The sequence below is a fragment of the Kribbella sp. VKM Ac-2566 genome, assembly GCF_004366005.1.
GTDB lineage: Bacteria > Actinomycetota > Actinomycetes > Propionibacteriales > Kribbellaceae > Kribbella > Kribbella pratensis.
Genome location: NZ_SODT01000009.1, coordinates 1,323,140 through 1,335,129, shown reverse-complemented (window position 1 = coordinate 1,335,129; position 11,990 = coordinate 1,323,140). Strand labels below are relative to the sequence as shown.

Annotated in this window: 9 protein-coding genes; 6 read left to right on the top strand and 3 right to left on the bottom strand. The window is 68.4% G+C overall.

What is annotated here, in order from left to right:
* The first annotated feature begins 89 nt into the window (after window positions 1-89).
* Together EV647_RS17855 and EV647_RS17850 are read left to right on the top strand one after the other, a co-directional pair.
* Complete coding sequence (locus tag EV647_RS17855; RefSeq protein WP_238177262.1) at window positions 90-2,207, top strand: MMPL family transporter; 2,118 nt, start codon at window positions 90-92, stop codon at window positions 2,205-2,207.
* 10 nt (window positions 2,208-2,217) lie between these two features.
* Window positions 2,218-2,658, top strand: coding sequence for a YdeI/OmpD-associated family protein (locus EV647_RS17850; RefSeq protein WP_134004061.1), 441 nt, complete (start codon window positions 2,218-2,220; stop codon window positions 2,656-2,658).
* Here EV647_RS17850 and EV647_RS17845 read toward each other — a convergent pair.
* Window positions 2,645-5,743, bottom strand: coding sequence for a LuxR C-terminal-related transcriptional regulator (locus tag EV647_RS17845; protein WP_134004059.1), 3,099 nt, complete (start codon window positions 5,741-5,743; stop codon window positions 2,645-2,647). The two genes, EV647_RS17850 and EV647_RS17845, sit on opposite strands and share 14 nt — an antisense overlap.
* 95 nt (window positions 5,744-5,838) lie before the next feature.
* On the opposite strand from EV647_RS17845, the gene EV647_RS17840 reads away from it, so the two are divergent.
* Window positions 5,839-7,275 carry an Nramp family divalent metal transporter gene (locus EV647_RS17840; protein WP_134004057.1) on the top strand — a complete coding sequence of 479 codons (1,437 nt, stop codon included), beginning with the start codon at window positions 5,839-5,841 and terminating at the stop codon, window positions 7,273-7,275.
* 5 nt (window positions 7,276-7,280) lie between these two features.
* On the opposite strand, the gene EV647_RS17835 is transcribed toward EV647_RS17840, so the two are convergent.
* Both EV647_RS17835 and EV647_RS17830 read right to left on the bottom strand, forming a co-directional pair.
* The gene (locus EV647_RS17835) at window positions 7,281-8,210 is read right to left on the bottom strand and encodes an SMP-30/gluconolactonase/LRE family protein (protein WP_134004055.1); all 930 of its coding nucleotides are present in this window, start codon (window positions 8,208-8,210) and stop codon (window positions 7,281-7,283) included.
* 61 nt (window positions 8,211-8,271) lie between these two features.
* Window positions 8,272-9,195, bottom strand: a complete 924-nt coding sequence (locus tag EV647_RS17830) for an SMP-30/gluconolactonase/LRE family protein (RefSeq protein WP_134004053.1) — start codon at window positions 9,193-9,195, stop codon at window positions 8,272-8,274.
* Window positions 9,196-9,256: 61 nt separating this feature from the next.
* Here EV647_RS17830 and EV647_RS17825 point away from each other — a divergent pair, with 61 nt between their 5' ends.
* The 3 genes from EV647_RS17825 to EV647_RS17815 all read left to right on the top strand — a co-directional run bounded on the left by EV647_RS17825 (window position 9,257) and on the right by EV647_RS17815 (window position 11,949).
* Window positions 9,257-9,706 (top strand): Lrp/AsnC family transcriptional regulator, encoded by a 450-nt coding sequence (locus EV647_RS17825; RefSeq protein ID WP_134004051.1) that lies wholly within the window; start codon window positions 9,257-9,259, stop codon window positions 9,704-9,706.
* A 63-nt stretch (window positions 9,707-9,769) separates the two neighbouring features.
* Window positions 9,770-11,545: a biotin carboxylase N-terminal domain-containing protein gene (locus tag EV647_RS17820; protein WP_134004049.1), complete on the top strand. Its 1,776-nt coding sequence runs from the start codon at window positions 9,770-9,772 to the stop codon at window positions 11,543-11,545.
* Window positions 11,545-11,949 (top strand): VOC family protein, encoded by a 405-nt coding sequence (locus EV647_RS17815; protein ID WP_166680361.1) that lies wholly within the window; start codon window positions 11,545-11,547, stop codon window positions 11,947-11,949. The genes EV647_RS17820 and EV647_RS17815 overlap by 1 nt, the downstream gene beginning before the upstream one ends.
* Window positions 11,950-11,990: the final 41 nt, after the last annotated feature.

Genomic DNA, 11,990 nt, shown 5'->3' with positions numbered 1-11,990 from the left:
TTCCACGTAGTCATCTTGTTGTTACGTCGCCGAAACGGCTCCCGCACACCCGTCGCCGGGTGGTGAGAGGTTCCGGGTACTGTTCCCCGGTGAACCGGTGGAGGTGGAGGGCGGGGATCGCCGCCGTACTGATCGTTTGGCTCGTGCTGGGCGCCCTCGGCGGACCGGCGGTCGGAAAGCTCAGCGAGGTCCAGCAGAACGACAACGCCAACTTCCTTCCGAAACAGGCCGAGTCGACGGTGGTCGCCAACGAGACCGCAAAGTTCGTCGACTCCAAGGCGCTGCCGTACTTCGTCCTGATCGAGCGTGAGTCCGGGATCACGGCCGCCGACCTCGCCAACGTCAAGGCGTTCCAGGCGAAGCTCCCCACACTCGACCTCGGCGCCGGCAAGAAGCTCGGCGACTACCTGACCGGTCCCGCCACGCCGGCGATCCCGTCGGAGGACCGCAAGGCGCTGCTGCTCACGGTGCAGATCGACCAGGACCGCGCCGACGAGGTGGTCGAGGAGGGCGAAACGGTCCTGTACGCCGTCGCGGACAGCCTGCGGACCGATATCAAGCAGGACCTCACGCCAACTGGTCTCACCGTCTACGTGACCGGCCCGGGCGGGGTGTTCGCGGACTTCGTGGTCGCGTTCAGCGGGATCGACGGGATCCTGCTCGGGGTCGCACTCGCGGTCGTGTTCGTGATCCTGCTGATCGTGTACCGCAGCCCGATCCTCCCGGTCGCCGTCCTGCTCACCGCGGTCTTCGGTCTCGCGCTCGCCGCGCTCGTGGTCTATCCGCTGGCGAAGAACGGCGTACTGCAACTGAACGGTCAGAGCCAGGGCATCCTGTTCATCCTGGTCGTCGGCGCCGCGACCGACTACTCGCTGCTGCTCGTCTCCCGTTACAAAGAGGAGTTGCACGACTACGACAGCAAGTTCCAGGCGATGCGGGTCGCGTGGCGAGCCTCGATCGAGCCGATCGCGGCGAGCGCCGCGACAGTCATCCTCGGCCTGCTCTGTCTGCTGCTCTCGCAGCTCGGCAGTACCAAGGGCCTCGGGCCGGTCGGCGCGCTCGGGATCGCCGGTGCGCTGATCGCGTCGATGACGTTCCTGCCCGCGATCCTGCTCGCGTTCGGACGGCGGATCTTCTGGCCGTCGATCCCGCGCGTCGACCACGTGCACTCCAGCGACCAGGTCGGCGGGCGCCGGCTCTGGGGACGCGTGTCGGGTCTGGTCGGCCGGCGTTCCCGGCGGGTCTGGGCGATCACGGCGCTGGCGTTGCTGGCTTGCGCCGCGTTCCTGCCGACCTTCAAGGCGAGTGGTACGTCGCAAGAGGACCTGTTCCTGAACAGCGTCGAGTCGGTCACCGGCCAGGAGGAGCTGGCCAAGCACTTCGACGCGGGAGCGGGTACGCCGGTGCAGATCCTGACCCCGGTCGCACTGGCAGATCAGGTGGTCCAGACCGCGACGAAGGTCGACGGTGTCGGCGGGGCATCCGCCTCAGCCGCTCCCGGCGTACCGCCGAAGGTTGTGGACGGCAAAGTACTGGTCCAGGCCACGTTGAAGGTGCAGGCCGACTCACCGGACGCGACCAAGGTGGTCAAGCACCTGCGGACCGAACTGGACAAGGTGAGCCCCGACATCCTGGTGGGCGGCAACACCGCGATCAATCTCGACGTACTGGACGCCGCGCAACGCGACCTGCGGGTGATCATCCCGACCATCCTCGCGGTCATCTTCGTCGTCCTGATGCTGCTGCTGCGTTCGCTGGTCGCCGCGATCCTGCTGGTGATCGCGAACGTGCTGTCGTTCGGCGCGACCGTCGGTGTCAGCGCGCTGATGTTCAACCACGTCTTCAAGTTCCCCGGCGCCGACCCGGGCATCCCGCTGTACGCGTTCGTCTTCCTGGTTGCCCTGGGCATCGACTACTCGATCTTCCTGATGACCCGCGTCCGCGAGGAATCCCAGGAACACGGCACCAGACCTGGCATCCTCGTCGGCCTGGCCGTCACCGGCGGCGTCATCACCTCCGCCGGCGTGGTCCTCGCCGCCACCTTCTCCGCCCTCGCCGTCCTCCCCATCCTCTTCCTCGCCCAAATAGCGTTCATGGTCGCCTTCGGCGTCCTCCTCGACACCACCGTCGTCCGCTCCCTCCTCGTCCCCTCCCTGGCCCACGACCTCGGCAAGAAGGTCTGGTGGCCCAGCAAACTCGCGTCCTAGGGTGCGAGCTATGGAGACGTTCGAGGCAGCGATCGTGGTGAACGACGGTGGTGGGGCTTGGGTGGAGGTTCCTGGGGAGGTCGTCGCTGCGCTGGGTGGGGGTGGGCGGATTCCGGTGGTGGCTACGTTTGACGGGGTGGGGTATCGGGGGTCGATCGCGTCCATGGGTGGGTGTATGGCGTTGGGGGTGCTGAAGAGCATTCGCAGCGAGTTGGGGAAGGGGGCCGGTGACGCGGTGACTGTGACCGTTGAGCGGGATAACGGTGAGCGAGTTGTGGATGTGCCGGAGGATCTCGCGGCGGCGTTGGCCGAGGCGGGGTTGCGGGAGGTGTTCGACGGGCTGAGTTACAGCCATCGGCGCGAGCACGTGAACGCGATCAACGACGCCAAGAAGCCGGAGACCCGGGCTCGGCGGATTGCGAAGGCTTTGGAGATGCTCAGGCCCGCCTGAATGAATCCAGCTTGAGCGAGGCCAGTTCGGTGCGGTTGGCGACGCCGAGTTTGGCGTAGACGTGGGCCAGGTGGGTCTTGACCGTGCCGCGGCTCATGAACAGTCGCTCGCCGATCTCCGGGTTGCTCAGGCCTTCGACCGCGAGCGCGACCACCTGTGCCTCGGTGGGCGTGAGGCTGGCCCAGCCGGACGACGGGCGACCGCGGGCACCGCGCGTACGCCGGGCATACGCGACGGCCTCGTCCAACGGGAGCGGCGGCTCGTCCTGGCTCCGCTCCGGCTGGTGACGTGCTTCGTCCAAGGGCGCCGGGAGGTCGGGAGGTGTTGCCAGGCCGAGCGCCGTACGGGCGGCGGATGCGGCCCCGCCGAGACGGGACGCGTCCGTGGGACGGTTCGTGTGGATCGCCAGTAGGGCAAGGGACTCGAGGCTGTCGATGACGTATGTGCGCAGCCCGTGGTCGACGCGGATCGTCAGCGCCTGGTGCAGGAGGTCTGCCGCCTTGTCGGGGTGTTCGACGATCGCGATGCGACCGAGTTGATCGAGCGCGTCGGCCAGGATCCGCGGGAGGTTGTAGCGACGCGCCAGCTCCGCGGCGCGTTCGAGGAGGTCGGTCGCGTCGTGTCCACGGGCGCGCTCGGCGGCGGCGACCGTGGGCAGCAACATCGCGGGCGCGAAGGTCCCGGCGAGCGGGCTGTCCGGTGCGGTGTCGCGGGCAAGCCACTCAACCGCGGCGTCGTACTCGCCGCTCCAGAACGAGATCAGCCCCATCACCTGACCGAGATTCGGTACGACGGCGCCCGCCGTGTCGGCCAGCTCGAGCAGCGGCCGCATCAACTCGCGGGCTTCGTCGAGGCGGCCCGTTCTGGCCAGCACCGACGCCAGTTGTCCGCGGGCGGTGCCGACGCGGTGGAAGTCGGCGAGCGGTTCGGCGGCGGCGAGAGCGCGTTCGGCGATCTCGACTGCCTTCAAGGGTTCGCCGGTGGAGACCAGGCTCTCGGACCAGACGGTCAGCACGGTGGAAGCGATACCGCGTTCGCCGCTGGTGGTCAGGCCGTCGGCGGCGCGATCGAGCAGCGGACGGAGCTCGTCATGACGGTCCCACAGCGAGAGCAGTACGCACTGCAGGGCGACGTTCGCGTTCCGGGCCGACTCGTCACCGATCCCGTCGGCGAGCCGTACACCCTCCGCCGTCAGATCCCACGCCTTCTGGAAGTCCGTGAAGAACTCCCCGACCGCGACAAGTGCGAGGAACAGCGAACGCAGCCGGTCGTCACCCAACTCGGTCGCGAGCTCGAGTCCACGACCCGCGGCGTCGTACCCGAACGGATCGACGGTGTCGGCAACCGTCGCGTACCCGTAGAGCAAACGGGCCTGCAGCAATGTTCTGTCGTCCGGCGCACGTTCGATCGCGCGGCGCAGGTAGCCGATGCCCTCGTTACCGGTTGCCTGCAGGTTCCACAGCCACCGAAGCGCCGCGGCCAGTCGCCGGCCGCGCTCGGGATCGTCCGCGGAAAGCCCGTGTTCCAGGGCGGCACGATAGTTCTCGCGATCCGGTTCGATCAGCGCTCGCCAGGCGTCACGATCCTTGTCCAGTAGGGGTTCTGCGGCCTCGGCGATCTGGAGGTAGTGGTCGAGATGCCGATCCCGTACGTCGTCATCGGCCGTCAAACGTGTTCCGGCGTACTCGCGGATCGTCTCCAGCAGCCGGTACCGCCCGCCCTCGGCGACAACGAGCGATTTGTCGACAAGCCTCGCGAGTACCTCGAGTACGGCGCCGCAGACGGCCGATGCGGCGTCGAGGGTGAACCCTCCGGCGAAGACCGAGAGACGGCGGAAGACCTGGCGCTCGTCCTCGTCGAGCAGGTCGTAGCTCCAGTCGATGGATGCGGCGAGCGTGCGCTGGCGAGCGGCGACACCACGAACGTTCTTCGTCAGCAGGCCGAACCGGTCGCTCAGGCCTGCTTCGATCTGCGTAGGTGTCAGCGTGCGGGCCCAGGCGGCGGCGAGCTCGAGGGCGAGTGGGATGCCGTCGAGGCGCGCGCAGATCGAGCGGACCGCCTGATCGGACTCCGACGATCCGGCCGGTTCTGACTCCGACGACGTCGCCTGCTTCGTGTCCGGAAAACCGGTGCCGGAGCGTTCGAGAAACAGCGCCCGGGCTTCATCGGGGGCGAGGGCGGGGACGCGCCAGATCGCCTCGCCGGGGATGTCCAGCGGCTCCCGGCTCGTCGCGAGGACGGTGACCTCCGGACAGCCGGTCTGCAGGGCGACAACGAACTCGGCGACACCCTCGATGATCTGCTCGCAGTTGTCGAGGCAGATCAAGGCACGTTTGGTCCGGAGCTGCCCGATGAGCAATCGGTCGCCGGACTCGACCAGGAGACCGCTCGCGGCGGCGACCGTCTCGGGGATTTGCGCACTGTCGGTGACTGCGGAGAGATCGACCCACCAGACACCGTCCGGCCAGCGTTCGGCCAGTTGCGCCGCGGTTTGAGCGGCCAACCGGGTCTTTCCACTCCCACCCGGTCCGGTGAGGGTGACGAGGCGGCTGCCGGAAAGCTGTGTTCGGAGCGCTGCGACCTGGGTCTCCCGGCCGATGAAGCTGGTGAACATGACGGGCAGATTGTTCGGCACCCGATCGAGGGAACGCAGCGGCTCGTTCGTGGTGGTGAGCTCGAAGATCCGCTCGGGCGAACCGAGATCACGCAAGCGGTGCACGCCGAGGTCGGTCAGGTCCGGAGCGTCCCGGAGGCCCGCGGCAGTTGTTGCAGTGAGCAACGTTTGGCCGGGGTTGGCGAGGGCCAGCACCTGTTCGGCGTGGCGGACCGCGGGTGTGGCGGTCGGTGCGGCGTGCAGGGCGATCCGGAGCAGTTCGCCGGCGGGCACTCGGGAGGCTCCCTCACGGAGCGTCCCGGCGGCGGCGATCGCGTCTGCCGCGTCGTCGTACACCAGGACGGGCTGCCCGGCGTCCCGGCGTACGAGCTGCTCCCCCGGTAGTTCGGCGGCCAGGCCGGCCAGGCGCGCGTAGGCGGGTGCGCTGGCGGCACCGGCGTACGACGCGATCAGGACTGTCACCCCACCCATGGGCGCCAGTCTGCCATTCGGCTGTGTCGGGTCGCCCTGGTCGACAGTATTCGCTACCCTCCGGTCAGAGGGGGGTCGAGGAAGTGAGGAGCCTCATGGCGGACACCAAGTCGACTGACCACGGACGATTCGCGCTACCGACCAAGAACCTGCCCGCACCGCAGGTTCGCGACCTTCCCGATCCGCCCACCAAGACCTGGAAGATCATCGGCCCCGGCATGGTCGGCGCCGGGGTGGGTCTGGCCTCGGGAGAGTTCATCCTCTGGCCCTACATCTCCAGCCAGGTCGGCCTGGTGTTCCTCTGGGGCGCCGTCGTCGGCGTGGTGGTCCAGTGGTTCCTGAACATGGAGATCGAGCGGTACACGCTGGCAACTGGTGAGACAGCGTTGACCGGCTTCAACCGGTACGGGAAGCACTGGGGTCTGTTCTTCGCGATCATGACGTACTTCGCGAACCTCTGGCCGGGCTGGGCGACGAGCTCGGCGAGCATGCTCACGTACCTGTTCGGCGCCGGCAACCCGCGCTGGATCGCGATCGGCATGCTGGTGCTGATCGGCGCGATCCTGACCCTCGCGCCGGTCGTCTACGTGATGCTCGAGCGGCTGATCGCGGTGAAGATCGCCGCCGTCGCGCTGCTCGTGATCCTTGCGCTCGCCTTCGCGATCCGCGGGAAGACGTACGGCGCGCTCGGGGACGCGGTCACGCACCCGCAGTTCCCGGCCGAGCAGCTCGGGTTCGCGCTGGTGATGGGCGCGATCGCGTACGCCGGAGCAGGTGGCGGCCAGAACCTCGTGCAGAGCAACTGGATCCGTGACAAGGGGTTCGGGATGGGCGTGCACGTGCCGCGGCTGACGTCACCGGTGACCGGTGAGACCGAGGCCGACCCGACCGCCAACGGCTACACGTTCCCGCCGAACGACGAGAACCTGGCCCGCTGGAAGCGCTGGTGGAAGTTCGCGAACATCGAGCAGGCCGCGACCTTCGTGGCGATCACTGTCGTCACGATCGTCTTCACCTCGATGCTCGCGCACGCCACCCTCTTCGGTGACAGCAACGTGAAGAACAACATCGGCTTCCTGAAGATCGAGGGTACGACGCTGCAGACCCTGGTGGGCGGCTGGTTCGGCTACCTGTTCTGGGCGATCGGCGCCTTCTCGCTGTTCGCCGCCGCGGCCGGCATCGTCGACTACACGTCCCGGCTGGCGGCCGACATGGTCAAGGCCCGGTACCTCCGCGAGTCCAGCCTCACCGAGTCCAAGCTGTACTTCTGGCTGGTCTGGGGACTGGTTGCCTTCGGCATCATCGTCCTGCTGGCCGGCCTCACGCAGCCGCTGGTGCTCCTGGTGATCTCGGCCTGTACCGCCGGCACCATGATGTTCGTCTACTCCGGCCTGCTCTGGTGGATGAACTCGAGGGCGCTCCCGCGCGCCATCCGGATCACCACCTGGCGCTCGGCCGTCCTCTGGTTCTCGTTCCTGGCCTTCGGCTTCCTGGCCGTCTTCACCATCATCGACCAGGCCAAGAAGCTCTAGAGCGCTCAGCCCCGGGGGCCGTAGGCCTCCGGGGCTCCGTTGGCCGTGGTGAAGAGGGAGTAGACCGACGTGGTCGCGGTGAGGAAGAGGCGGTTGCGTTTCGGGCCGCCCCAGGTGAGGTTGCTGACGGTCTCGGGGACCAGGAGTTTGCCGAGCAGCGTGCCGTCGGGGTGGTAGATGTGCACGCCGTCCGCGGCCGACGCCCAGACGCGGCCCTGGGTGTCGAGGCGGATGCCGTCGAAGATGCCGTTGCCGCACTCGGCGAACAGCTCGCCGCCGCTCAGGGTGTCGCCGTCGACGGTGAAGACGCGGATCGTCCCCTGCTCCGAATCGGTGATGTAGAGCAACGACTCGTCGAGTGAGAACGCGAGCCCGTTCGGCCGGTCGAAGTCGTCGGCGACGCGGGTCAGCCCACCGTCCGGCGCGACCCGGTACACGTGGCAGCCGCCGGTCTCGATCTCGCCCTTGTACCCCTCGTAGTCGCTGTCGATCCCGTACGCCGGATCCGTGAACCAGACCGACCCGTCGCGCTTCACCACCACGTCGTTCGGGGAGTTCAGCCGCTTCCCGTCGTACTCGTGGGCGAGCACGGTGATACCGCCGTGGTGTTCGGTCCGCGTCACGCGCCGGTTGCCGTGCTCGCAACTCACCAGCCGGCCCTCGGTGTCGCGGGTGTGGCCGTTGGTGTTGCCGGCCGGGTGCCGGAAGACGGAGACCTGGTACGACGTCTCGTCCCAGCGCAGGATCCGGTCGTTCGGGATGTCGCTCCACAACAGGTAGCGGCCCGCGGCGGAGTACACCGGGCCCTCGACCCAGCGGCCACCGGTCCACAGCCGTTCGAGGCGGCTGTCGCCACGGATACCTTCGAAGCGGTCGTCCAGCTTCTCCCAGACGGCCGGCGCGGTCCCTGCCAACGGCTCGAGAATTCCGGTCATCACGACTCCTCGCGAACTCGGCTGCGAACACTCGCGGAAGAGCCTATGCGGTTCTCCTGCGCTATCTCGGGGCGGCCTGTACGTTGGTCAGCCACGACCACACCGAGGTGGTCGCGGTGATGAAGAGGCGGTTGCCCTTCGGGCCGCCGAAGGTCAGGTTGGACACCACGTCCGGGAGCACCAGCTTGCCGATCAGCGTGCCGTCGGGATCGAAGCAGTGCACGCCTTCGTGCGTGGCCGCCCAGACCCGGCCGGTGTTGTCGAACCGGATGCCGTCGAACATTCCGCCCTCGCACGGTGCGAACACCTCACCCCCGGTCAGCTTCTCGCCGTCCACGTCGAACCGGCGGATGTGCTTGCCCGGCGTGTCGACGACGTACAACTGGCTCTCGTCGTTGGAGAAGGCGAGCCCGTTCGGACGGATGAAGTCGTCCGCGACGACGGTCAGTGCGCCGTCCGGGGCGATCCGGTAGACGTGGCAACCGTCGATCTCCTGCTCGGCGGCGTGTCCCTCGTAGCTCGAGGTGATCCCGTACGGCGGGTCGGTGAACCAGATCGACCCGTCGCTGCGTTCGACCACGTCGTTCGGGCTGTTCAACCGCCGGCTCGACCCCGAACTGTCGAGGTGCGAGGCGAGGACCGTGCGGCTGCCGTCGTACTCCGTTCGCACGACCTGGCGATCGCCCTGCGAGCAGCTGATCAGGCGGCCGGCGCGGTCGATGGTGTTGCCGTTGACGTAGCCGGAGGGCTGGCGGAACGCGCTGACCTGGCCGGAGAACTCGTCCCAGCGGAGCAGCCGGTCGTTCGGAATGTCGCTGAAGACGAGGCAGCGCCAGGCCGGCGAGTACGCCGGTCCTTCGAGCCAGCGGCCGCCGTCGTACAGGCATTCGAGGTACTCGTCGCCCGCGATCTTGGTGAAGCGCTCGTCGAGCACGACGAGCTCGGCCCGGAGCCGCGGCGGCGCTGCGTTGAGTGTGATCGTCATATGCGGAACGCTATCCTGTCGCTGACCGTCCATATAGAACGAGATTTGGTTTGTGACCGATATGACAGTAGATGATGTGGATCGTGGGTTGCTGGCCGCGTTGCAGGAGGACGCCGGGCAGTCGTACGCCGCGCTCGGGCAGGCGGTCGGGCTCTCGGCCGGATCCGCCCACGAACGGGTCCGGAAACTGAAGGCGGCCGGCGTGATCCGGCGTACGACGGTCGACGTGGACCCGGCCGCGGTCGGGCTCGGCGTCCTGGCGTTCGTCATGCTCGAGTCCGGCGCCTGGATGGGCGACGAGCCGACCCTGAAGGCGTTGCGGAAGATCCCGGCGGTCGAGGAGGCGCACATCATCGCCGGGCCGGCGTCGGTCCTGGTGAAGGTCCGCACGGCGACCACCGAGGACCTGCAGGCGACCCTGCGTGCACTCCACCAGGTGGACGGGGTGACCAGCACTCAGACAGTGGTGGTGCTGGAGACGTTCTTCGAGAGACAACCCACCGTGGTGTGAGCAACACCCTGCCCCCAGGGCGGCCCCTTGACCCTAGACTCGGGCCAGCCGAAGGGAGTCGCTGTGTCCGACAGCTTGCAGATCACCAAGGTGCTGGTCGCCAACCGGGGCGAGATCGCCGTCCGGGTCGTCCGGGCCGCCGCCGACGCGGGGCTGGAAAGCGTCGCCGTGTACGCCGACCAGGACCGGGACGCGCTGTTCGTCCGGCTCGCCGACGAGGCCTACGCGCTGGACGGGTCGACACCGGCCGACTCCTACCTGAACATCGGCAAGATCCTGGACGTGGCCGCCCGCTCGGGCGCGAACGCCGTACATCCGGGCTACGGCTTCCTGGCCGAGAACGCTGCGTTCGCCCAGGCGGTGATCGACGCCGGGCTGATCTGGATCGGGCCGCCGCCGTCGGCGATCGACTCGCTCGGCGACAAGGTCAAGGCGCGGCACATCGCGGAGAAGGTCGGCGCGCCCCAGGTTCCTGGTACGCCGGACCCGGTGGCGAACGCTGATGAGGTGGTGGCGTTCGCCCAGGAATACGGGCTGCCGATCGCGATCAAGGCGGCGTACGGCGGTGGCGGGCGCGGGATGAAGGTCGCGCGGACGCTCGAGGAAGTCCCGGAGCTGTTCGAGTCGGCCACCCGCGAGGCTGTCAGCGCGTTCGGACGCGGCGAGTGCTTCGTCGAGCGGTACCTGGACAAGCCGCGGCACGTCGAGACCCAATGCCTGGCCGATGCCCACGGCAACGTTGTCGTCGTGTCGACGCGGGACTGCTCGCTGCAGCGCCGGTACCAGAAGCTCGTCGAGGAGGCGCCGGCTCCGTTCCTGTCGCCCGAGCAGCTGGAACTGCTCTACTCGTCGTCGAAGAAGATCCTCCGCGAGGCCGGGTACGTCGGCGCCGGGACGTGCGAGTTCCTGGTCGGACAGGACGGACTGATCTCGTTCCTCGAGGTGAACACGCGACTGCAGGTCGAGCACCCGGTCTCCGAGGAGGTCACCGGGCTCGACCTGGTCCGGGAGATGTTCCGGATCGCCAACGGCGAGGAGCTCGGATACGACGACCCGGAGATCTCCGGGCACTCGATCGAGTTCCGGATCAACGCCGAGGACGGCGGGCGCGGATTCCTGCCCGCTCCGGGAACGTTGACGCGCTGGCACGCGCCGTCAGGTCCGGGTGTCCGTCTGGACGGCGGGTACGACCAGGGCGAGACGGTGCCGGGCGCGTTCGATTCACTGGTCGCGAAGCTCATCGTCACCGGGCGGGACCGGACGCAGGCGCTGGAGCGGTCGCGCCGGGCGTTGCGTGAGTTCGTCGTCGAGGGCATGCCGACGGTCATCCCGTTCCACGCCGCGGTCGTCTCCGACCCGGCCTTCGTCGGGACGGACGGGTTCAAGGTCCACACCCGCTGGATCGAGACCGAGTACGACAACCAGCTCACGCCGTACGAGGGCCCGACCGCCTTGGCGCCGTCCGACGCCGAGCGCGAGAAGGTCACCGTCGAGGTCGGGGGCAAGCGGCTCGAGGTCGTTCTGCCCGCCGGGCTCGGTGCGATCGGTGCCGCACCCGCTGCCGGCGGGTCGAAGAAGAAGCCGTCGCGGCGGGCGGGCGGGACGAAGAGCTCGGCCGCGTCCGGCGACGCGCTGACGTCGCCGATGCAGGGCACGATCGTCAAGATCGCCGTCGAGGAAGGCGCGACCGTCGCCGAGGGCGACCTGATCGTGGTCCTCGAGGCGATGAAGATGGAGCAGCCCCTGAACGCCCACAAGGCCGGCACCGTTACCGGCCTCAGTGCGGAGGTAGGCGCCACGGTCTCGGCGGGCGCCGCCATCTGCGAGATCAAGGACTGATGTCCTCCGAGCCCGTGCAGGCCGCGGACGACGGTGCGGCGTACCTGCCGGTGCCGGTGATCGATGCGGTGGCGATCGACTGTACGGATCCGGAGCGGCTGGGGCAGTTCTGGCAGGCACTGCTCGGCGGCGAACTGCGTCCCGAGCACGACGGCGTCGTCGAGCTTCACGGCGGACGGGTGCGACTGGACTTCGCGCGGGTCTCCGAAGGCAAACAGGTCCGCAAGAACCGTGTCCACCTGGATCTCTACGTCCCTCCGGACACCAAGGACCGCTCCATCGCCCACGCCCTGAGCCTCGGCGCCACCCGAGCCGACGACATCTACGACGGCGGCCTCTGGCAGGTCCTCCGCGATCCCGAGGGCAACGAGTTCTGCCTCGTCTGGGGCGCCGGCTCCCCCTGACAGCGCCCGTGGTGACCCCCGCTGGGAATTGGTCTGGCTGG